Genomic DNA, 20,449 nt, shown 5'->3' with positions numbered 1-20,449 from the left:
CCGCTTAAGTCCGATTTACACATAGAGTGCCGAATATCGCGGATGTGATTTAAGTGGGGGAAAGATACTCATGATCCTCGTGGAACGCAGCGCACACGTGGCGGCGCCGGTAGAAGTGGTCTGGGACGTCGTGCAGCGCGCCGAGCAGCTGCCGGCCTGGCTGGCGGGAGTCCGCGCGGCCGAGGTCCTGTCCGGGGAGGGATTCGGGCGGCGGCAGTTGGTCCAGGCCGGACGCGGCGCCGCGCACGAGGCCGAGGTGATCGCCTTCCAGGAGCCGACCCTGATCGGCTGGCGCGAACGCGCAAAGGGCGCCGGCGCCCGGGCCGAGGCGCGCACCGAGATCTACGTCCAGCTGACCCCGGACGAGGAAGCCGGCGGCACCGTCGTACGGCTGATCGTCGTGCGGTGGCCCGCCGGACCCGTCAAGGCGGCCCTGCTCCGGCTCGGCCTGCGCCGGGTCGGCGCCGACCTGGAGGACTCGCTGGCCCGGCTGACCGACCTGGCCGCCGTCGGCTGACCGAGCCCAGTCCCGGCGTCGCCCGCGATGGTGACGGCCCGGCGTTCCCGCCAGGGACGCCGGGCCGTCTTTGCTACCCGAGGTGTTAAGAAGGGGCCCTTTCTCTGCCGGAGGCGTTAAGAAGGGGCCCCTCCTTTCAGCTGTCGCCGCCGGTCTCGCCGACCGGGGCGGCGTTGACGTCGTCCAGCGCGTACTTGCGGGCCGCGTCGGCCGGGACGTGGGCCGGCACCACGCCGCGCAGCGCGAGCTGGCGCAGCGTGGCGACCGCCACCGACTCGGCGTCCACGTGGAAGTGGCGGCGCAGCGCGTGCCGCGTGTCCGACATGCCGAAGCCGTCGGTGCCGAGCGAGGTGTAGTCGCCGGGTACCCAGCGGGCGATCAGGTCCGGTACCGCGCGCATCCAGTCGCTGACCGCGACCTTCGGCCCGTCGGCGTCGGCCAGCCTCCGCGCGATGTACGGCACCCGCGGCTCCTCGCCCGGGTTGAGCAGGTTGTACTCCTCGCACTCCACCGCGTCGCGGCGCAGCTCGGTCCAGGACGTCACCGACCACACGTCGGCGGAGACGCCCCAGTCCTCGGCGAGCAGCTGCTGGGCCTTGAGCGCCCACTGCATGCCGGTGCCGGAGGCGAGGATGTTCGCCTTCGGCGCGTCGTCGCCGACCTGCGGCGCGGGGGAGTAGCGGTGGATGCCCTTGACGATGCCCTCGACGTCCACGCCCTCCGGCTCGGCCGGCTGGAAGATCGGCTCGTTGTAGATGGTGAGGTAGTAGAAGATGTTCTCCTGCTCCTCGCCGTACATCCGGTGCAGGCCGTTCTCCACGATGTGCGCCAGCTCGAAGGCGAACGCCGCGTCGTAGGAGACCACCGCCGGGTTGGTGGCGGCGAGCAGCAGCGAGTGGCCGTCCTCGTGCTGGAGGCCCTCACCGTTGAGCGTGGTCCGGCCGGCGGTCGCGCCGAGCACGAAACCCCGCGCCATCTGGTCCGCCGCCGCCCAGAACCCGTCGCCCGTGCGCTGGAAGCCGAACATCGAGTAGAAGATGTACAGCGGGATCATCGGCTCGCCGTGCGTGGCGTACGCCGTTCCCGCGGCGGTGAAGGAGGCCACCGACCCGGCCTCGTTGATCCCCTCGTGCAGGATCTGGCCGGTGGTCGACTCCTTGTAGGACAGGAACAGGTCCCGGTCCACGGCGGTGTAGCGCTGGCCGTGCGGCGAGTAGATCTTCTGGGTCGGGAAGAGCGAGTCCATGCCGAAGGTACGGGCCTCGTCCGGGATGATCGGCACCCAGCGCTTGCCGAACTCCTTGTCCTTCATGATGTCCTTGAGCAGGCGGACGAAGGCCATCGTGGTGGCGACCTTCTGCTTGCCCGACCCGCGCTTGACGTCGGCGAACCGCTCGCTGCCCGGGATGGCCAGCGTCTTGCGCGCGGTGCTGCGCGTGGGCAGGTAGCCGCCGAGCTGCTGGCGCCGGTCCTTCAGGTAGGTGATCTCGTCCGACTTCTCGCCCGGGGTGTAGTACGGCGGGAGGTACGGGTTCTCCTCCAGCTGCTTGTCCGGGATGTCCAGGTAGAGGCGGTCGCGGAAGAGCTTCAGGTCCTCCAGCGTCAGCTTCTTCATCTGGTGCGTGGCGTTGCGGCCCTCGAAGTGCGAACCGAGCGTCCAGCCCTTGATCGTCTTGGCGAGGATCACTGTCGGCTGGCCGGTGTGCTCCGTGGCCGCCTTGTAGGCCGCGTAGAGCTTGCGGTAGTCGTGGCCACCCCGCTTGAGGTTCCAGATCTCGTCGTCGGTCAGCCCTTCGACCATCTTGCGGGTCCGCGGGTCGCGGCCGAAGAAGTGCTCCCGCACGTACGCCCCGGACTCCGCCTTGTAGGTCTGGTAGTCGCCGTCGGGCGTGGTGTTCATCAGGTTGACCAGCGCGCCGTCGGTGTCCGCGGCGAGCAGCGGGTCCCACTCCCGGCCCCAGACGACCTTGATGACGTTCCAGCCGGCGCCCCGGAAGAACGCCTCCAGCTCCTGCATGACCTTGCCGTTGCCGCGGACCGGTCCGTCCAGGCGCTGGAGGTTGCAGTTGATCACGAAGGTGAGGTTGTCCAGCTCCTCGCGGGCGGCCACGCCGATCGCGCCGAGCGACTCGACCTCGTCCATCTCACCGTCGCCGAGGAACGCCCAGACGTGCTGCTGGGAGGTGTCCTTGATGCCCCGGTGCTGGAGGTAGCGGTTGAACCGCGCCTGGTAGATCGCGTTCAGCGGCCCGAGACCCATGGAGACGGTCGGGAACTCCCAGAAGTCCGGCATCAGCCGCGGGTGCGGGTACGACGGCAGCCCGCCACCGGGGTGCGACAGCTCCTGCCGGAAGCCGTCGAGCTGGGACTCGCTGAGCCGGCCCTCCAGGAACGCCCGCGCGTACATGCCGGGGGAGGCGTGGCCCTGGTAGAAGATCTGGTCGCCGCCGCCCGGGTGGTTCTTGCCCCGGAAGAAGTGGTTGAAGCCCACCTCGTAGAGCGACGCGGAGCTGGCGAACGTGGAGATGTGGCCACCGACGCCGATCTCCGGGCGCTGCGCCCGGTGCACCAGCATGGCAGCGTTCCACCGGATGTACGCCCGCAGCCGCCGCTCGACGTGCTCGTCACCCGGGAACCACGGTTCGCGCTCCGGCGGGATCGTGTTGATGTAGTCGGTGGTGGTCAGGGACGGCACCCCGACCTGCCGCTCGCGGGCCCGCTCCAGCAGGCGCAGCATGACGTACCGGGCTCGTTTTGTCCCGCGCTCGTCGATGACACCGTCGAGCGACTCGACCCATTCGCTGGTCTCTTCAGGGTCGATGTCCGGAAGCTGGCTCGGCAGACCAGCGGTGATCACCGGGCGCTTGCGTTCCGTAGCCACAGGCGTTCCCTCGGTTTCGTGTGGGATAGGTCTCTAGCGCCATCCTGCCCCCTGGTGGCGCGTGTCGTCACCTCTCCCACCCTCAGACGCGACGCTGAACACAGGTACCCATCAGTAACTTTGCGCGATCACCGGGTGCGCTATCGGCGGGCGCGGCGGGGGAACCGGGCACTGCGGCAGAATGCGCCGTATGCGCAGTGAGGTGATCACCGTCCGGACCGGCTCCCGGCCGACCGTCCGGGACATCACGAGCGAGGCCGAGCGGTTCGTCGCCAGCGCCGGCGATGGTCTGCTGCACGTCTTCGTCCCGCACGCCACGGCCGGGCTGGCGATCATCGAGACCGGCGCCGGCTCCGACGACGACCTGCTGCGGGCGCTCGACGACCTGCTTCCCACCGACGGCAGGTGGCGGCACCGGCACGGCTCGCCCGGGCACGGCCGCGACCACGTGCTGCCCGCGTTCGTCCCGCCGTACGCCACGCTGCCGGTGCTCGGCGGGCGGATCCAGCTCGGCACCTGGCAGTCGATCTGCCTGGTCGACACCAACGGCGACAACCCCGACCGGCAGGTGCGCTTCTCGTTCCTGCCCGGCTGAGCGGTGGCGCGGATAGTGGAGTGCATCAATTATTGACCAGTCACGTAGAATTGGCTGATGGCGCACTCCACTGTCTCCGCTGATCAGCCCGGCTCCGGTGACCGGCCGAGCCTGGCCGGGGACACCGTGCGCCGGATCCTGCACGTCGCCGCCGCGCTGCGCCACCACCAGGACGAGGCGCTCGCCGGGCTGGGGCTCACCCCCGCGGCCGCTCGCGCGCTGCACGAACTGGACCCGGACCGCCCGCAGCCGGCCCGCGACCTCGCCGAGCAGCTCGGCTGCGACAGGTCGAACGTCACCGGCCTGGCCGACCGGCTGGAGCGGGCCGGGCTGGTGGAACGACGCACCGATCCGGCCGACCGGCGGCAGAAGACGCTTGTGGTAACCGGGCGCGGCCGGGAGGTCCGTGCGCGGGTCGGGCAGGTCATGTCGGACTCCCGACTGCTCGACGACCTGAGCACCGCCGAACTGGCCGCACTGCGTGAACTCGTCTTCAAGGTCTCCGACGGCGGCTGCCCGGAGGAGTGCGGCGAGGTCTGAACCACGCCGGGCGGAACGTGTCCGACTGGGCGCGGCGGGCCCGAGTCGGTAATGCTGTCCGACGTGACCACCCCGCACGATCTCGACGACCGGCTCCGGGCCGAACTGGCCGCGCTCGGGGCGCCCGACCAGCGGCGCGACCTGGGCGAGCGACTGCCCGACGGCGGGCCGCTGACCGGGGCGCAGGCGCTGGCCCTGTTCGACGCGCAACTGACCAGCCGGCTGCTCGACCTGGCCGGGCAGTGGCTGCACGGCTTCGGTGAGGGGTACCACACCATCGAGTCGGCGGGGCACGAGGGCAACGCCGCGGTGGCCGCCGCGCTGCGGCCGACGGACCCCGCGCTGCTGCACCACCGCTCCGGGGCGTTCTACTGCCTGCGCGCCGCCCAGGCCGCCGGGGCCTTCCCCGCCGCCCCGCCGCCGCCCGCCCCGCCGACACCCGACCCGGAGACCGCTCCCGACGCCGCCGTCGACGGCTCGCCCGGTGCCGTCCCCGGCGCCTCAAGCGGCGTCTCGCCCGACGAGCCGGCCGCATCCTCCGCGCAGCGAGCCACCCCCGCCTCGTCGGCTGTTTCCCCCGCTCCGTCGGCTGTCATCCCGGACCCGTCGGCCACCCCGGCCCTGCCGGACGCCACCCACGAATCGCACGACCTGCCCGCCCAGCGCGGCACCAGCCAGGATCCCCCCATCGATCCCACCTCTCAGGAGCAGCGTTCCGCGCTCCGGGAACCGGAGAGATCTTGGAGCGAAAGTGCCCCTATGGGGGCCGTTTCGTACCAAGATCTCGAACGGCCGGGCGCGGGAGGCGACGCTGGCCAGGCGGGTGCCGTCGCTGCGCCGGGCGGCGCGAGCGGTCGGACGAACGCGGCGGCGGGTGAGGCGGGCAGCCTTCCCGTGGGAGCCGGGATCGTGGTGGACGCGGACGGTGGCGCGACTGTCGGCGTACCCGATCTGCCGCCGCCTGCCCCCGACGACGCGTTCGCGGCGGCGGCGCGCGACGTGCTGCGCGGCATTGTGGCGTCCGCCGAGGAACCGGCCGCCGGAGGCCGGCAGAAGCTCTTCGGCCGCGCCGACCTCGCGGTCGTGCCGACCGCCGCGAGCGCCGGCTCGCACCTGCCCCGCGCGGTCGGCCTGGGGCTGGCGCTGGAGCGGCTGCGCCGGGGCGCCCGGCCCGCGGACGGTGAGCCGGAGGCGGCGGCCTGGCCCGCCGACGCCGTGGTGGTCTGCTCCTTCGGCGACGCCTCGGTCAACCACGCCACGGTCACCGCCGCGCTCAACACCGCCGGCTGGTACGACCACACCGGCCTGCGTATCCCGGTCCTGTTCGTGTGCGAGGACAGCTGTGGCTCCGCTGACGGGTGGGTGGCGACGACGCTGCGGTCCCGGCCCGGCATCCGCTACTTCGCGGCCGACGGCACGGACGTGGCCGAGAGCTACCGGGTGGCGGCGGAGGCGACCGCCTGGGTGCGCCGGCACCGCCGGCCCGCCGTGCTGCATCTGGGCGCGGTCCGGCTGATGGGCCAGGGCGACGGGGGCGAGGTCCGCGACCCTTTGCTGGCCACCGCGCGGCTGCTGGTCACCTCCGGGTACGCCGGGGGCGAGGAACTTCTCAGCCGGTACGACGAGCGGGGCTGGCAGCTGCGCCGCATCGCCGAGGAGGTGCTGGACGAGCCGAAACTGGCGTCCGCGGTCGACGTGGTGCGGGAGCTGGCGCCACGCCGGCCGGTCCGGGTGTCCCGGGCGGTGGCCGACGCGGCGGCGCGGGCGGCCGGTCCGGGCGCCGGGGCGCGGGCGGAGGCGTTCGGCGGCAAGCCGCCGGAGCTGACCGGGCCGCTGACGCTGGCGCAGAGCATCAACGCGGCGCTCGCCGACGGCATGCTCGACCACCCCGGGATGGCGGTGTTCGGCCGGGGGGTGGCCGCCGGCGGCGGGGCGCACGGGGTGACCGAGGGGCTGCGGGACCGGTTCGGGGCGGCCCGGGTGTTCGACACGCCACGGGACGAGACCTCGATCCTCGGGCTCGGGCTGGGCGCCGGCCTGGCCGGGATGCTGCCGGTGCCGGAGATCCGGTACCTGGCGTATCTGCACAGCGCCGAGGACCAGCTCCGCGGCGAGGCGGCCACCATGCGGTTCTTCTCCCGGGGCGCGTTCCGCAACCCGATGGTGGTGCGGGTGGCCGCCCTGGCGGGCGAGGACGGGCTCGGCGGCAACGCGCGCAACGACAACTCGGTGGCGGTACTGCGGGACGTGCCGGGGCTCGTGGTCGCCGTGCCGGCGCGGCCGGACGACGCCGCGCCGATGCTGCGTACGTGCCTGGCGGCGGCCCGGGTGGACGGCAGCGTCTGCGTCTTCCTGGAGCCGGCCGCGCTCTACCACGCCCGCGACCTCTACACCGACGGTGACGGAGAGTGGACGGCCGAGTACGCCGAGCCGGGCGCCTGGGCGGACCGGCACGTGCCGATCGGGCGGGCCCGTGTCTACGGGATCGGCTCGTCCGAGGACCTCACCATTGTCACTTTCGGTAGCGGGGTGCGGATGTCGCTGCGCGCGGCGGCCACCCTCGCCGCGGAGGGCGTGGGCAGCCGCGTGGTGGATCTGCGCTGGCTGGCCCCGCTGCCGGTGGCCGACATCATCCGGGAGGCCTCGGCGACCGGCCGGGTGCTGGTGGTGGACGAGACGCGGCGCTCCGGCGGGGTGGGCGAGGGCGTGCTGTCCGCGCTCGTCGACACCGGGTACGTCGGCGCCGCGCGCCGTGTGGCCGGACTTGACTCGTTTGTACCATTAGGTCCGGCTGCTCGTCAGGTACTGGTCTCGGAGGAAGCCATCACCCAGGGTGCCCGTACGCTGCTGGCACGGTAAATTCCGTTCCACCCGGTGCGCCACTTGCGCGGCGAGCCGCAACTGTGTGGACTGAGCCCGACGGTGTCACCCGACGCCACGAGCAGGCATGAGATGAGGAGGCACTCGACAGTGAGCGCGACCGCTGGTCAGGCCGACGGGGTACGCAGCCTGGCGGACCGGTTCGGTATCGAGCCGGGCATGGTCGTCATGGAGATGGGCTACGACGACGACGTCGACACCGATCTCCGGGACGCCCTGACCGACCGCTGTGGGGATCTCGTCGACGAGGACACCGACGAGGTGGTCGACGCGGTTCTGGTCTGGCACCGAGACGGCGACGGTGACCTCTTCGAGCTCCTCGTGGACGCCCTCGGGCCGCTCGCCGACAACGGCGTGGTCTGGCTCCTGACCCCGAAGGCCGGCCGGGACGGCCACGTCGAGCCGAGCGAGGTCGCGGAGAGCGCGCAGACCGCCGGGCTCCAGCAGACCTCCACCATCAACGCCGGCCGCGACTGGAGCGGCGCCCGCCTCGTCATGCGGCGCGGCTCCAAGAGCAAGAAGTAGGAGCGCACATGCCCGTCGAGGTTGGCGCCGAGGCGCCCGACTTCCTGCTCAAGGACCAGAACAACCAGGAGGTACGGCTCGCCGACTTCCGTGGCCGCAAGACCGTGCTGCTCGTCTTCTACCCGCTCGCCTTCACCGGCGTCTGCCAGGGCGAGCTGTCCGAGGTGCGGGACAACCTCGACGAGTACGCCAACGACGACGTCCAGGTGCTGACCGTCAGCGTCGACTCCGTGTACGCCCACAAGATCTGGGCCGAGCAGGAGGGCTTCCAGTTCCCGTTGCTGGCCGACTTCTGGCCGCACGGCGCGGTGGCCCAGGCGTACGACGTCTTCAACGACGTCGCGGGCATCGCCAACCGGGGCACCTTCGTCATCGACAAGGCCGGAGTGGTCCGCTTCGCGGAGATGAACATGCCCGGTGAGGCGCGCGACCAGCAGGGCTGGCGCAAGGCGCTGGCCGAGGCCGTCGCCGCCTGAGTCCCACACCCAGGTACGTCGTTCGACCGGGCCGGAGGCGGGCAGGTAAGCTGGCCGCTCCGGCCCGCCGTACGGGCGTTCCGGGCGCGTAGCTCAGTGGGAGAGCACTCGCCTTACAAGCGAGGGGTCGCAGGTTCGAAACCTGCCGCGCCCACCCTTCATCATCAGCAGAAACCGCCCCGAGAAGATCGTTTCTCGGGGCGGTGACAGCAACGCTGACAGCAACAGGGGTCTATGAAAGACGCCCGTCGAGCTTGCCGAGCGCCTGACGCATCGCGTCGAGGTTGGCATGCGAGTATACCTTCAGCGTGATCTTCACATCGGCGTGCCGGGCGATGGCCTGGACGATGTGCGGCGGGACGCCCAACTCCATCAGCAGCGAGACGACGGTGTGCCGCAGGTCGTGCAGGCGGATGTCAGGGCAGCCGGCTTTCTCTCGGAGGCCGGCGAAGTGTCGGTTGAGGTTGCGTGGCTCCATCGGGGTACGGACCTCGCGCTGGCGCTCCTGGTGGTCGAGCAGCGCCAGCCAGGTCCAGTCGGGGAGCGGGAGGATGCTGTCCGAGTCCTCGGTCTTGGTGTCCTGTAGGCGCAGTTCGCCGCCGGCACGTTGCACCGTCTGCCCGATGGTGGCGGTGCCGTTGTCGGGGTCAAGGTCCGACCAGCGGCGCCCGAGCAGTTCTCCCCGCCGCAGTCCGAGAGTCGCGGCTACCACGTACAGCGCGTGGAGCCGCTGCCCTCCGTGGCGGCGAGGAGCTTGCGGACCTGCTCGACCGACGGGCCCTTACCGACCCGGTAGCGGGGCGCTGGTACGCGGACCAGCTTGGCGACGTTGCGCGACATGAACTCTTTCCGCATGGCGTGTTGCAGGGCGTTCCGCAGCACTGCATGCACGAATTGGATCTGCCGAGCACTCGGGTAGCGCTGGCAGCAGCAGCAGCGGCGCGTGCGGTGGTGGGTTTGAGGTCGGTGACGTAGGCGGCGACGGGACGTGAGCGACACTCCTAGTTGTCCTCGTAGGCCAGCTCGACTGCCGTCGCGGGGACCTGGAGCTCGCCAGTCCCCTGCGGGTGCTCGACGAGATAAACGTCTGACGGCTCGTCCAGCGATGTGGTGTGCCAGGCTTCCACAACTCTGGTGATGGAACCGGCGTAGGCGCCGTCGGTCAGCCGCACCCGCACGCCAGGCATGTATCCGCCTAACCCGGCGAGCGGTGGACCTATCGGGTCACGCCAGGTTGGCCCGGACTGCTGCTCCAGCACCAGCAACTCACCCGGCCGATAGTCGTCGGCGTCCCTCTCGACCCGGTACCCAGCCGCTTCAAGGATCTCGGCAATCGCCGCCATCATCGCGAATTTGACCGTCGAGGAATGCCGAATGGCGGGGTGCATCTCCGAGCCGCCACGCCGGTAGGCGCCCGCTTCGAGGGCCCTGAGGGCCGCGTCGCGCAAAGCGCCGCTGACAACCCAATCGATCCATACCCCAGGGTCATGTTCGGAGCCTTCGATGGACACGCCGGTGCTGTGAAGGGCCTCACGAGGTTGCCAAGGCAGCACGGGCAGGCCGGCCACCATCAACTCCTGCCGGACAGCCGCGGCAAGAGCATTGGGGGCGGTGGGCTCGGATACGGCCATGCTTCTCATGATCCGCCTCTGGCAACAAGACGTGTCACGCAGGTCCTGATACCGATCTGTCACACAGGTCCTGATCCCCGACACCGGCTGCCGGCGATGTCGGGCTCCACTTGATGCGTTTCGGATCGCTGTCAGATGGTTGCGTGACACCCTCGGCTAAGTCTGGTGAGCGTGTCCTCGATCATGGAATCCATGCATCACGTCCTGGACGATCCTTCCGGGTTGTCGCCGAGAGCCGTCCAGTTCCTCAGGCATGCCGCGGAGCGAACGTCGTTCGACGTGTCGGATTGGCCCACGACAGACGAGCTGCAGGCTATCAACCAAGAGCCATGGCACGTTCTGCCTGCCAGGTGAGCGGAACCTGGTCCGTCGATACGGGGGACGTCGATGCGTCTGGCTGGCTGGCATCGATCCGAGTTCTGTAAGTCTCTTCGACGGTACTGCAATTTGTGCGGATGGGATTCCCGCACATGGGAAATGAGGAAGATTGACCTGCTTATGTAGATGCCCCTATCGGTTCCCCTGTCGCGGCTAGTTCGGAGGGGGTGTCTTGGTGTATTGCTAGAGAACTGCCAGCTCAAGCTATGTGGCCAGGAGTGGCTGGGGTGTCGGTTGAGCGGTGCCTCCGGCCCAACTTCTGCTCTTGGCGTTGCATGTGTCCTGTCTCTAGCAGCATGGGAAAGCCTTTCCACCTGTGTAACGGACTTGCCATGCGTGGGCGTGGTTCCCGGTATGGTGTGTCAGCGCACGGACCGATGCCCTGACTGTCGTACTCGGACGGTGTCGACCAGCCCTCCGGCCGGGGGGTGGTCAAACCCCTCGGAGGTCAGCAGTTCTCATCGACAGGAGGGCGATGTCCGCGCGCAAGAGGGGATCTCAGGTCCCGAAAAGGAACCGGCACGCTGGCAGTAAGCGCTGCGAGCATGCCAACGAGTGGGTGGTTCCAGCGCTGAAGCTGCTTGCCCACTCAGCATGGCTGGCGGCGACGCTGGTCGGGAACGGATGCGGGCCTAGTTGACCTAACGCCAACCAGGCCCGTACCGGTGGGGAAGGGCCTCCGCCTTGGGCCTCCAAGCTGGGGCGGGGGTCTTCCTGCTGGTGCTGGTGCGTGAAACGCCAGCACGTCCTAACGGTTCGGACCTTACAACCTTAACCTGGGGCGCGACAGCCTGGCGGCGATTCGGCCGCGCTACCGCCTTGCCGGCCATGACGGAACGCCCGACGAAAACCCCTCCGGGTCGTCTGTGTGTCCTGAGGTAGCAAGTTCGACCTCAGCCACGAGCTGAGCATGCACAAAAAGTTCGTCGACGTAGTCCGCATGCGGTCCTGTATGTACACCTACCCAGCCTTGGCGGCGCTTGGTGATTTTCCAAGCAGCCAGATCAGATGTTATCGGCGCAGCTCAAGGCCATAAGCGGCACGCTGTGTCCCTAAGTTGCAGCGCGCTAAGCCGCGTGCTTGGGACGCATGACGTGCCTACGCCTATCGAACCTGTGTATGAAGATGTAGTGCGACACGCCATCCGTCGGGTTGGCTCGCTATGGTGTCTCCTGCGCACGGCACTGACCAACTTGGACCCCAGCTCAAGCTGATTGAGGGTCCGGATGGCTCCGGCGGCCGGGGGTTCATCCGCCCTCGATCCGACGAGTTGAGAAGAGGTGGCAGTGACAAGGCGCCGCAAGGGGCCCTTGGGCCCGAGCAAGAACCGGCGGACCAACGCCAACCGGTGGCGGGACGCTGCGGAGGGGGTGGCAGTCGTACTCAAGCTGTTCGCCTACGCCGTAGGGCTGGCGGTAACGCTGGCCGGAAACGGCTGTGGGCCCAACTGACCGATCGTCGTTGGACCCACGCCAGACGGAAGGCCCTCGCCTCGCGGTTGCCACCAGAAGGGCGGGGGTCTTCTTCTGCACCACAGTGCATCACAGTGCATCACGTTGTAACGCTTCGTACGATACAACGTGTGCCAGAGGCAGCCAACAAGGTGTTGCCCATCCTGAGCTACCCCCGCTTTCATGGAGCTTCTTGATCATGGTCTGATGGCCGTGGGGAGGAAGTTGTCCGTGGCAGCACCGAAGAAGTACCCCGATGAGCTACGTCAGCGCGCTGTGCGTTTGTACCGCGAGTCGGATCCGAAGCCGGTGATCCGGCGCCTGGCCGAGCAGCTTGGTGTGCATCACGAGGCGCTCAGGAACTGGATCCGTCAGGCCGAGGCCGACGCCGACGAGCGTCACGACCGGCCGACCAGCGAGATGGCGGAGGAGAACCGCCGGCTGCGCAGGGAGGTCGCCGAGTTGCGGCGGGCGAACGAGATCCTGAAGGCCGCGAGCGCGTATTTCGCGGCGGAGCTCGACCCGACCCGGCGACGGTCATGAGGTTCATCCACGAACACCGTGACCAGTTCGCGGTCGCGCTCCTGCTACGGGTCCTGAACATCGGCGCCTCGACCTACTACGCGTGGGTGAAGCAGGTCGAGCAGCCCTGCGACCGCGACGTGGTCGACCTGGGTCTGGTCTCCAACATCCACGAGATCTGGGAGACATCGGGGCGCACCTACGGCGCGGACCGGGTCCACCGGCAGCTACGCCGTGACGGCATCCGCGTGGGCCGTAAGCGGGTCGAGCGGTTGATGGTGCAGCAGGGCTGGCAGGGGGCGTTTCTGCGTCGGGGCTGGCGCGGCGGCTCCACGAAGCAGGATCCCCGGCACACGCCGGCGCCGGATCTGGTCAACCGGCAGTTCACCGCCGACGGGCCGAACCGGCTCTGGGTCGCCGACGCCACCCGCATCCCCTGCGGTGAGGGCGTGTTCTGGTTGGCTGCGGTCCGCGATGCGTTCTCCCGCCGGATCGTTGGGTGGAAGACCTCCGACCGCTGCGACACCGACCTGATCCTCGCCGCCCTCGAATACGGCATCTGGTCGCGCGACGTCCGCGACGGCCAGTTGATCCACCACTCAGATCGCGGGTCGAACTACACGTCGTTTCGCTTCGCGGAACGCTTACAGGACAACGGGATCCTGCCCTTGATGGGATCCGTCGGCGACTCCTACGACTGTGAGACTTTGAGGCGCCGTCAGGCGGCCTGACTCTTGCTTACGACTGACCCCGCAGTTCGGGTGTCCTTGCTGTTGATCTGTCGTCTGCCTGGCGGTGCAGCACCAGTGGTGCTGGCCGGGCGGGCAGTGACCTCATAGGAGCCTGATCGCAGCAGGTCCCGTCACAGTCCCGTCCACCCGGCCGGCCAGCGTCACGAACCCCTGTCGCCCTGGTCTGAGCTGGAGCCCGCGATGTCAAGCATGAGCCCCGACCCGCGTCGACGTCGAGTCGTCATCGGCGTCGACACCCACAAGCACGTCCACGTCGCCGTCGCCCTGGACGACATCGGCGGCCGCCTCGACGCCCGCTCATTCCCCGCCGACCGAGGCGGCTATGAACAGCTGCTCGACTGGGCGGCCGGCTTCGAGGCGAAGAGGCTGATCTTCGCGATCGAGGGCACCGGCTCCTACGGCGCCGGACTGACCTCCGCTGTCCGACGACGGGGCCTCGGAGTCATCGAGGTCCTGCGCACCGACCGCCGCGACCGTCGGCTACGCGGCAAGAGCGACACCCTCGACGCCGAGAACGCCGCTCGCTCGGTGCTGGCCGGTAACTCCACCAGCGTCCCGAAGACCAACGACGGCATCGTGGAGATGATCCGCCAGATCAAGGTCGCCAAAGACGTCGCGGTCAAGGCCCGCACCGCCGCGATGATCACCCTCAAGGCAGTGCTGGTCACCGCCAGCCCCGAGCTACGTGAACCTCTGCAGCCCTTGTCGAAGATGGCCCTGATCGAACGGTGCGCCGGCCTGCGCCCCGGTCCGGTCACCACCGTGCTCGCCGCAACGAAACACACCCTGCGCTCGATCGCCCGCCGCTGGCAACAGCTCAACGACGAGATCAAAACCCACGAAGCGATACTCGTCGAGCTCACCGGCCAGCTCGTGCCGCAGTTGGTCGCCGCGTTCGGCGTCGGCGCCGACACCGCCGCCGAGATGCTCATCGTCGCCGGCGACAACATCGACCGGGTCCGCTCAGAACCCGCCTGGGCGAGGCTCTGCGGCGTCGCACCGATCCCCGCCTCCTCCGGCATGACCAACCGGCACAGACTCAACCGCGGCGGTCACCGCCAAGCCAACGCCGCCCTCTACCGCGCCGTCATCGTCCGCATGCAACACCACGAACCCACCCGCGCCTACGTCGCCCGCCGCACCGCAGACGGCAAGACCAAAGCTGAGATCATCCGCTGCCTGAAACGACTCCTCGCCCGCGAGATCTGGGCCCTGCTCCGCCCTCTCCGCACGACCACCATCGCCACTTGACAGCTATAGGAGCGTCAACGCGCTGATGGAGAACTTCTGGTCGACGTTGAAGATCGAACTCGTCTACCGCACCTCATGGCGGACCCGCGACGAGGCCGAGAACGCGATCTTCGCCTACATCGACGGCTGGTACAACACCCGCCGCATCCAGAAGGAACTGGGCTACCTCAGCCCAAACGAGTACGAGACCGCCTGGCACAGCCACCGAACCGAGCCAGCCGAGCCACCTATCGCCACCCCTGCACCAGCCGGCAGCAGGTAACCACCGCTCCATCAAAGCGGGGGGAACTCAAGGGCTGCGGAGACGGCAGGTTGGCGCTCGTAGTCGCGGGCGAGCCGGCGGCAGGCGGTGAGCCAGGCCAGGGTGCGTTCCACGACCCAGCGGCGTGGGTGGACAGCGAAGCCGCGTTGGTCGGCGGGTTTGCGGACGATCTCCAGCGTGGTGCGCAGCGTGTCGCGGGTCCAGTCGACGAGTCGCCCAGCGAATCCCTGATCGGCGAAGACGTGCCGGATCGGGGTGACCATGTAAGCGCTGAGCAGGGCCGTCTTGGCTCCGTCGCGGTCCTGCCAGCTCGCGGCGAGCACGGTTACGGTGACCAGCAGTCCCAGGGTGTCGGTGATGATGAACCGTTTCCGGCCGTTGATCTTCTTGCCCGCGTCGTAGCCCCGACTGTCCCGGCCGACGGTGTCAGCGCCCTTCACGCTCTGCGAATCGATGATCCCCGCCGACGGCTCCGGCTGGCGGCCCTGCTGCACCCGGGCCTTGATCCGCAGCGTGGCCAGGAGTTTCTCCGTCACACCGGCCTCTTCCCACCGGGTGAAGTACCAGTACACCGTCTGCCACGGCGGCAGGTCAGCCGGCAGATAGCGCCACGGGCACCCCGACCGCACCACGTACAGGATCGCGTTGACGATCTCCCGCCGCGGATGCTTCTCCCGACGACCATCCGTGTTCGGCTCCGGCAACAGCGCCTCGATCAGCGACCACTGGGCATCAGTCAAGTCCGAGGGGTAACCACGACGCGCAGACACCGCGCCACCCTGCCCGCCCCATCGCTGGATGTCATGCCGCCACGCCGTCCACAACAGACCTTCTCAAACACGCACTGAGATCAGTTGCTCGGGCCGAACGCCTGGTCGGCTTCCGTAGGACTTCGAGCAGAGGTTACGCCTGAGCGGTGGTCACTCAGCTCCGAACCGGCCCCACCCGCCGCTCACGCCAGCCAAACCGCCGGTGCGGTGACAGCACGAGTCGCCCGTTGAGCTGACCTGCCGTGAGGTCAGGCGCTCCAGCCACCGACGCCACCGCTGCCGGTGTTGCCGCCGTCCGTCCGGTTCCGATGGTCGTCGAGCCTGCGGCGGGCCTCCGCAGATGCCTGGAAGTCACGCACCTGGCCGCCGTCGACTGGTGTCTGCCGGCTACGGCGCCACAGTGCGACCGCAGCCACGGCCGCCGCGATGATGATCAGGACGATGAGCCAGCGCACTTCGACCTCCCTGGGTGAGATGCCTGCCCCCAGTGTGGGGCAGCCGGTCAAGGCTGGTTCCAGGGCATCTCGACAACGAATGAGCCGCCGGAAATCAGGCTCGGAGCCGTACCCTCCGGGGCTGTGGAACTGGACGATGCATCGCGAGGCAGGGCGCTGGCCCTCGTTCGAGAACTGCGCGACCCCGCCATTCCTGACGAGGAGACGGGGGCGAAGCTCGATGAGCTGAAGCGGATCCTGCGCTGTCCGCACGTCATTACCCTGATGTTCTTCAACGAGCCCGAGTTGACCGATGAGGAGGTGATAGCGGAAGCCCTCGCGTACGAGCCGTTTGCCCTCTGAGCACCGCGCCACGACAGAGACGGTGCGAGCAGGGTCTGGTCAGGCGGGATGATCGTGCAGGAACGACCGCGCCGCATCCTTCATGGCCGCCACGGCCTGCACCGTCTGATCCGGCGCTGCGCCGCAATCGGCGTACAGGTACAGGAAGCGGTAGCCCACCTCGCGCAGCTCCGGTGAGGAAAAGTGGGACGACTGCCAGTAGATCTCGTGCGCCAGGTCCTCGGGATCGCCCTCTCCGGCGACGATGCTCGCCGCTGCCGCACGCATGAGGTGCAACCGGGCGCCGCTTTCGTCCGGGACCGGCGAGCCGAGTTCCTCCATCGCCTGCCGGAACAGGTCGACGGCTTCCCGGGACTGGCCCTTCGACAGACCGGCGAGCTCCCGCAGGCTCGGCGAGTCGACACCACGGGCCAGAGCGTGCGCGGCCGCCATCGCCAGGTCGTCGCCGACCGGCTCATCCATCGCCAGCCGGACGGCAAGGTCGCGCAGTCGCTCCATCCCCGAGAGGCTAGGCGGTACGCGGGGCGGTGTCCGTCCTTGGGGCGCGGCTGCGCGACGGGTCAGCGAATGCCCGCGTCGTATGCCGCGCGGGTCGTGCGGTCGGACAGCGGCCGAGGCGGCAGCCGGGGACAATGCGTCGATGGTTCGATCGGATGTGTCACACCGCGTCCAGGACCTCTGGGTCGGCCTCGCCGGTGTCGCCACCAGCTTCCCGGCGGACGGCGTTCGGGTGGTTGTCTCCGCCGGTTCCCGGCTGTGCCCGCCGGCCTGGGCCGGCATCGTGGTGCTGGGGGGATCAGGGATCGCCACCGCGCCGGACGCTGCCGCCGCCCGGTTCTTACGCGAATCGCTCATGGGACGGCCACTCCGGTCGGCCGTCGAGGACGGGCGGTGGGACGGGGAGCACGGCGTGGTGGACGTGCTCGGTCCTGCCTCGCTGGCGTACCTCGACGAGCGTGAGTTCCGGCCGGAGACGGCGATCGTTGAGGTGGCCCGGTTGTCGCCGGGGCACCCGGACCTCGATCGGCTGGTCGCGGACATCTCCGCGGACGACGTCGCGGAGAGCGGAATCGGTGAGATCACCTCTCCGGTGTTCGTCGTCCGGGACGGCGTACGAGTCGTCGCGGCGGCGGGGTACGACAACTGGCCACACGCGGTCGCTCATCTCTGTGTGCTGACCAGCGTCCACTTCCGAGGCCGCGGACTGGCCCGTGCCGTGGCGTCCGCCGCGGTGGCGGAGGCGCTTGCGAACCGACTGATGCCGCAGTGGCGCGCACGCCCCGAGCCCTCACGACGGCTCGCTCGCCGGCTCGGCTTCCGTGAGCTCGGAGCCCAGGTGAGCATCAGGCTGGCGGCGTCCGCCCTCGGGGCGCGGCCGCGCGACGGGTCACCGGATGCCCGCCTCGTGGAGCCGCCGGGTGGCGTCGGGGTCGATGGTGGTCCGCACGAGCGAACCGGGCGCGTCTGAGGATCCGGTACTGAACGCGGTCACCAGCAGTACGACGACCAGCACCGGCATCAACAGCGTCCGGACCAGCATGGCCCAGCACGCCTTCAGGCCGATCCGGCCGCCGTCCTTGACCCGCACGAGCTGTGTGCCGGTGAGTACCCCGCCGAGCGCTCGGCCGTTGCCGTAGCAGAGGCCGTAGAGCACCGGCACCACCACGAGCAACGAGAGGCTCGCCCCGGCGGCGAGGTTGTCGGACAGGGTGACCGCGCGGTCCACCAGGGACAGGGCGACGACGCCCGCCCCGACACCGAACAGGAACACCGTGAAGTCGACGAGCCAGGCCATGATTTGCGCCCCGGTGCCGGCCCGGACGTACAGGCCGCCGTTGCCGAACGTCGCGATCCGCTTCGCCTTCCGGACGCCGAGCACGTGCTCCGCGTGCGCCTGGGCGGCTTCCAGCCGGGTCGATGGCCGGCCCGTGGCGCGGACTGTCACAGCGTTCTCCTGTTGTATCGCGGGCACGACATGCGGCTTCGCTGGATACGGGCGCCGTGCCGTGTTCCGGTGCAGAGTAGTCGACGCGAGCACCGATCCTGTCCGGCGTCGAGGCGATGGCGCGGCTCTCTACGTCGCTGGCGTGTTGTACCGGTCCAGCGTCGCCTTGGAGGTCGACGCGTCGCGGAAGACAAGCTCCCACGGGCCGGTGTTGACGTCCATGTCCTTGCCGAATCCGACCCACTTACCGGCCATCCGTCGGCCCGTCGGCTCGGCCAGAAGCTGGATCGCCCCGTGATAGCGGGCGCCCCGGTAGTAGCCGGCCGGGTCGGTCTGCTCCACCCAGGTGCCGGTGATGACGGCACCGTCCACGGTCAGGTCCAGCGACAGAGACGAGGACGCCGATCCGGGCAAGCTGCGCGCGGTCAGCCTGTCGCCGTGCTGCAGCAGGACGACGAAGTGCTGTCCGGCGAAGGACTCCTCCCGGCCGCTGGAGTAGTACTGGTAGCGGCTGAGCCACACGCCCTCGTATGACCTGTGTGCCGTGGCCGGCTTGGCGGACGGCGTCGGCGTGGCCAGGCTCGATACGGGTGAGGTCAGGTCGTGGCCACCGTGTTGGTCGTCGGCGACGTGTCCGCCGGGCACTGCGGCGAAGCCGAGCAGTGAGATGGGCAGGCCGGTGACCACCTCCAGCGCGCGGGCGTAGACGGGGCGCGGTGCGGCGATCACGCCGGACTCCCATCGCTGGACGAGTCGCTTGTTGGCGTCGTTGGGCTCGCCGACGCGGTGGCCGGCGGCTTGGAGCGCGCGAGCGAAGTCGTCCTGGCTCATGCGCATGCCGGTACGGACGGCGCGCAGAACCGTGTTGGGGGCGGTCATGCCCGTCACGATAACGCTATGTCGCCTAAATGTCGCCACCGATGTAGTCGGATTGTCGGTTCTTGTGCCGTCGCGATCAGTGACGCCAGGGCGTCACTGTAGACAGGCGGCGGACGGGGTGTCGCCGCGTTTCCCTGGCGGAGGTGAAGATGCCGAGCACTGGCGACGACCCATCGACCGCACTGTCCCGGTACGAGATCGCGTTGCTCCGGCGGTGGTTGCTGGGCCAGGCGCGAGGCGGGCAGCAACCGCTGAGCGGCGGCGATGCCTCGCGGGAGCGCCGCGTCTCGTACGACGCATACCTGTCGGCCGCCGCGTTGACGTTCGCCCGGCGGCATCGGCCGGTGTGGTGCTGGCGGCGGTGGCGACGGGTTTGCCGGTGCGGAGCCGAGTTGCCCTGTCATTCGCGGCATCGGATTCCGATCAATCGCGGTCACTGGCCACAGGCGAGCGACGAGTGATCCCCGGGCCGGAGGAGATGATCCTCGCGGTACACCTGCGGGGACTCGACGGCATGTGTGCCGGGTGCCGGGCGTGGTGGTCGCGGCTCACGCCGTATCCATGCTGGCAGGCGGAATGGGCGACGAGTCGGCAGGCGCGGGCGATCACCGCGCGGTTCTTGGAGGGTGCGCGGTGACCACCCACGGCCCGGTCATGCCGGTCTGGAGCTGCGGCGGCTGCGACCTGCCGTGGCCGTGCCCCACTCGCAGGCGGGAGCTGCGGGCGGAGTACGCCGGTGCGCCGGTGTCACTGGCTCTGTATCTCGGCGCCTACCTCGTGCAAGCCTCCGAGGACATGCCCTGGGCACCTGCCGGCGCACTGCACCGCCGCTTCGTCGGGTGGACCCGGGAGACCGGTCCGCAGGGGTGGTGACTGCTCAGACTCGCCGCTCCCGCAGCCGCCGTCGGAACCGCATCCACTCGGCCGGTACGACGAGGCAGCCCGCCACCGCGGGTGGCACGGTCACCAGGAAGTCCGGCCACCGCCAGATCGGCGCGTCCGCTTCCCGCAGGTGGGTGGGGTGCCAGGGGTCGTACCGGACCGCTATCACGTCGCCCGCGGCCGGCCGGTGCACCGGGTTCTCCAGGATCGCCGCCGTGCCCACCGGCCCGACAGGTAGACGACGTTCAGGGACTTGCCGCGCCCTTCGTAGTTGGCCCGCACCACCTGCGCGTCGCCGACCCGGCCCCTGGTCTCCAGCATGCGGTTCTCCCACACCTGCCAGCCGGCGAAGGTCAGGAACAGCGCGGTGAACAGTGACGTGACGAGCAGCCAGAGACCGGCTGTCAGCACGGTCGCCCCCTCGCCCCGTAGCAGGCCGAGGACGACCTCCTCGTAGCGCGAGGGGCGGCCGACGGGGCCGGCGCCCGCTCCGTCGACAGCCATCCCGCCGCTCC

24 protein-coding genes, 1 tRNA gene and 1 pseudogene are annotated in these 20,449 nt (G+C 69.5%); 15 read left to right on the top strand and 11 right to left on the bottom strand.

Annotation, left to right across the window (positions count from 1 at the left end; all coding sequences use genetic code 11):
* The first annotated feature begins 70 nt into the window (after positions 1–70).
* Positions 71–517, top strand: coding sequence for an SRPBCC family protein (locus FHU28_RS26775; RefSeq protein ID WP_073831293.1), 447 nt, complete (start codon positions 71–73; stop codon positions 515–517).
* A gap of 136 nt (positions 518–653) precedes the next feature.
* On the opposite strand, the gene aceE is transcribed toward FHU28_RS26775, so the two are convergent.
* Positions 654–3,398 (bottom strand): pyruvate dehydrogenase (acetyl-transferring), homodimeric type, encoded by a 2,745-nt coding sequence (gene aceE, locus FHU28_RS26770; protein ID WP_184687229.1) that lies wholly within the window; start codon positions 3,396–3,398, stop codon positions 654–656.
* 190 nt (positions 3,399–3,588) lie between these two features.
* Between aceE and FHU28_RS26765 the strand changes: the two genes are divergently transcribed.
* The 6 genes from FHU28_RS26765 (at position 3,589) to FHU28_RS26740 (ending at position 8,568) form a co-directional block, all read left to right on the top strand.
* A complete protein-coding gene (locus FHU28_RS26765; RefSeq protein WP_184687227.1) occupies positions 3,589–3,993 on the top strand; it encodes a secondary thiamine-phosphate synthase enzyme YjbQ in 405 nt (134 codons plus the stop codon).
* Between the two features lie 57 nt (positions 3,994–4,050).
* Positions 4,051–4,533, top strand: coding sequence for a MarR family winged helix-turn-helix transcriptional regulator (locus tag FHU28_RS26760; protein ID WP_184687225.1), 483 nt, complete (start codon positions 4,051–4,053; stop codon positions 4,531–4,533).
* 51 nt (positions 4,534–4,584) lie between these two features.
* The gene (locus FHU28_RS26755; RefSeq protein ID WP_184687223.1) at positions 4,585–7,392 is read left to right on the top strand and encodes a transketolase C-terminal domain-containing protein; all 2,808 of its coding nucleotides are present in this window, start codon (positions 4,585–4,587) and stop codon (positions 7,390–7,392) included.
* 111 nt (positions 7,393–7,503) lie between these two features.
* Positions 7,504–7,938, top strand: a complete 435-nt coding sequence (locus FHU28_RS26750; protein WP_073831298.1) for a DUF3052 domain-containing protein — start codon at positions 7,504–7,506, stop codon at positions 7,936–7,938.
* Positions 7,939–7,946: 8 nt separating this feature from the next.
* Complete coding sequence (locus FHU28_RS26745) at positions 7,947–8,414, top strand: peroxiredoxin (RefSeq protein WP_184687221.1); 468 nt, start codon at positions 7,947–7,949, stop codon at positions 8,412–8,414.
* 82 nt (positions 8,415–8,496) lie between these two features.
* Positions 8,497–8,568, top strand: a tRNA-Val gene (locus tag FHU28_RS26740).
* Positions 8,569–8,646: 78 nt separating this feature from the next.
* On the opposite strand, the gene FHU28_RS26735 is transcribed toward FHU28_RS26740, so the two are convergent.
* The 3 genes from FHU28_RS26735 to FHU28_RS26730 form a co-directional block, all read right to left on the bottom strand.
* Entirely contained in the window at positions 8,647–9,126 is a 480-nt protein-coding gene (locus tag FHU28_RS26735) for a site-specific integrase (RefSeq protein WP_311773660.1), read from the bottom strand.
* The gene (locus FHU28_RS32875; protein ID WP_260413122.1) at positions 9,120–9,254 is read right to left on the bottom strand and encodes a hypothetical protein; all 135 of its coding nucleotides are present in this window, start codon (positions 9,252–9,254) and stop codon (positions 9,120–9,122) included. The genes FHU28_RS26735 and FHU28_RS32875 overlap by 7 nt, the downstream gene beginning before the upstream one ends.
* 161 nt (positions 9,255–9,415) lie before the next feature.
* The gene (locus tag FHU28_RS26730; RefSeq protein WP_184687219.1) at positions 9,416–10,045 is read right to left on the bottom strand and encodes a hypothetical protein; all 630 of its coding nucleotides are present in this window, start codon (positions 10,043–10,045) and stop codon (positions 9,416–9,418) included.
* A gap of 2,012 nt (positions 10,046–12,057) precedes the next feature.
* Between FHU28_RS26730 and FHU28_RS26725 the strand changes: the two genes are divergently transcribed.
* The 4 genes from FHU28_RS26725 (at position 12,058) to FHU28_RS26710 (ending at position 14,661) form a co-directional block, all read left to right on the top strand.
* Positions 12,058–12,417: a transposase gene (locus FHU28_RS26725; protein ID WP_083791297.1), complete on the top strand. Its 360-nt coding sequence runs from the start codon at positions 12,058–12,060 to the stop codon at positions 12,415–12,417.
* Positions 12,414–13,127: an IS3 family transposase gene (locus tag FHU28_RS26720; RefSeq protein WP_184687217.1), complete on the top strand. Its 714-nt coding sequence runs from the start codon at positions 12,414–12,416 to the stop codon at positions 13,125–13,127. Before FHU28_RS26725 ends, FHU28_RS26720 begins: the two co-directional genes overlap by 4 nt.
* 201 nt (positions 13,128–13,328) lie before the next feature.
* Positions 13,329–14,399, top strand: a complete 1,071-nt coding sequence (locus FHU28_RS26715) for an IS110 family RNA-guided transposase (protein ID WP_116509105.1) — start codon at positions 13,329–13,331, stop codon at positions 14,397–14,399.
* A gap of 25 nt (positions 14,400–14,424) precedes the next feature.
* The gene (locus tag FHU28_RS26710; RefSeq protein ID WP_116509107.1) at positions 14,425–14,661 is read left to right on the top strand and encodes an IS3 family transposase; all 237 of its coding nucleotides are present in this window, start codon (positions 14,425–14,427) and stop codon (positions 14,659–14,661) included.
* A 38-nt stretch (positions 14,662–14,699) separates the two neighbouring features.
* Here the strand turns inward: FHU28_RS26710 and FHU28_RS26705 are convergent.
* Positions 14,700–15,461, bottom strand: a pseudogene (locus tag FHU28_RS26705) (IS5 family transposase); the annotation flags it as partial.
* Positions 15,462–15,679: 218 nt separating this feature from the next.
* Positions 15,680–15,886 carry a hypothetical protein gene (locus tag FHU28_RS26700; RefSeq protein ID WP_184687213.1) on the bottom strand — a complete coding sequence of 69 codons (207 nt, stop codon included), beginning with the start codon at positions 15,884–15,886 and terminating at the stop codon, positions 15,680–15,682.
* A 123-nt stretch (positions 15,887–16,009) separates the two neighbouring features.
* On the opposite strand from FHU28_RS26700, the gene FHU28_RS26695 reads away from it, so the two are divergent.
* Positions 16,010–16,228 carry an e9imm peptide gene (locus tag FHU28_RS26695; RefSeq protein ID WP_184687212.1) on the top strand — a complete coding sequence of 73 codons (219 nt, stop codon included), beginning with the start codon at positions 16,010–16,012 and terminating at the stop codon, positions 16,226–16,228.
* A gap of 39 nt (positions 16,229–16,267) precedes the next feature.
* Here FHU28_RS26695 and FHU28_RS26690 read toward each other — a convergent pair whose 3' ends face one another.
* Entirely contained in the window at positions 16,268–16,726 is a 459-nt protein-coding gene (locus tag FHU28_RS26690; protein ID WP_184687210.1) for a hypothetical protein, read from the bottom strand.
* A 142-nt stretch (positions 16,727–16,868) separates the two neighbouring features.
* Between FHU28_RS26690 and FHU28_RS26685 the strand changes: the two genes are divergently transcribed.
* Positions 16,869–17,696: a GNAT family N-acetyltransferase gene (locus FHU28_RS26685; RefSeq protein ID WP_184687208.1), complete on the top strand. Its 828-nt coding sequence runs from the start codon at positions 16,869–16,871 to the stop codon at positions 17,694–17,696.
* On the opposite strand, the gene FHU28_RS26680 is transcribed toward FHU28_RS26685, so the two are convergent.
* Together FHU28_RS26680 and FHU28_RS26675 are read right to left on the bottom strand one after the other, a co-directional pair.
* Positions 17,616–18,173 (bottom strand): RDD family protein, encoded by a 558-nt coding sequence (locus FHU28_RS26680; protein ID WP_184687206.1) that lies wholly within the window; start codon positions 18,171–18,173, stop codon positions 17,616–17,618. The two genes, FHU28_RS26685 and FHU28_RS26680, sit on opposite strands and share 81 nt — an antisense overlap.
* A gap of 129 nt (positions 18,174–18,302) precedes the next feature.
* Positions 18,303–19,061 (bottom strand): helix-turn-helix domain-containing protein, encoded by a 759-nt coding sequence (locus FHU28_RS26675; protein WP_184687204.1) that lies wholly within the window; start codon positions 19,059–19,061, stop codon positions 18,303–18,305.
* Between the two features lie 289 nt (positions 19,062–19,350).
* On the opposite strand from FHU28_RS26675, the gene FHU28_RS33135 reads away from it, so the two are divergent.
* Complete coding sequence (locus FHU28_RS33135) at positions 19,351–19,689, top strand: hypothetical protein (RefSeq protein ID WP_311773709.1); 339 nt, start codon at positions 19,351–19,353, stop codon at positions 19,687–19,689.
* The gene (locus FHU28_RS26670; RefSeq protein WP_184687202.1) at positions 19,686–19,925 is read left to right on the top strand and encodes a hypothetical protein; all 240 of its coding nucleotides are present in this window, start codon (positions 19,686–19,688) and stop codon (positions 19,923–19,925) included. The genes FHU28_RS33135 and FHU28_RS26670 overlap by 4 nt, the downstream gene beginning before the upstream one ends.
* Positions 19,926–19,929: 4 nt before the next feature.
* On the opposite strand, the gene FHU28_RS26665 is transcribed toward FHU28_RS26670, so the two are convergent.
* Both FHU28_RS26665 and FHU28_RS26660 read right to left on the bottom strand, forming a co-directional pair.
* On the bottom strand, positions 19,930–20,127 hold the full coding sequence (locus FHU28_RS26665) for a hypothetical protein (protein ID WP_184687200.1): 198 nt from the start codon (positions 20,125–20,127) through the stop codon (positions 19,930–19,932).
* Positions 20,100–20,438: a hypothetical protein gene (locus tag FHU28_RS26660; RefSeq protein WP_184687198.1), complete on the bottom strand. Its 339-nt coding sequence runs from the start codon at positions 20,436–20,438 to the stop codon at positions 20,100–20,102. The genes FHU28_RS26665 and FHU28_RS26660 overlap by 28 nt, the downstream gene beginning before the upstream one ends.
* Between the last annotated feature and the right edge of the window lie 11 nt (positions 20,439–20,449).

The sequence above is a fragment of the Micromonospora echinospora genome (assembly GCF_014203425.1).
Lineage (GTDB): Bacteria > Actinomycetota > Actinomycetes > Mycobacteriales > Micromonosporaceae > Micromonospora > Micromonospora echinospora_A.
The sequence above is the reverse complement of the archived record's forward strand: the minus strand, read 5'-3'. Positions and strand labels throughout refer to the sequence as shown.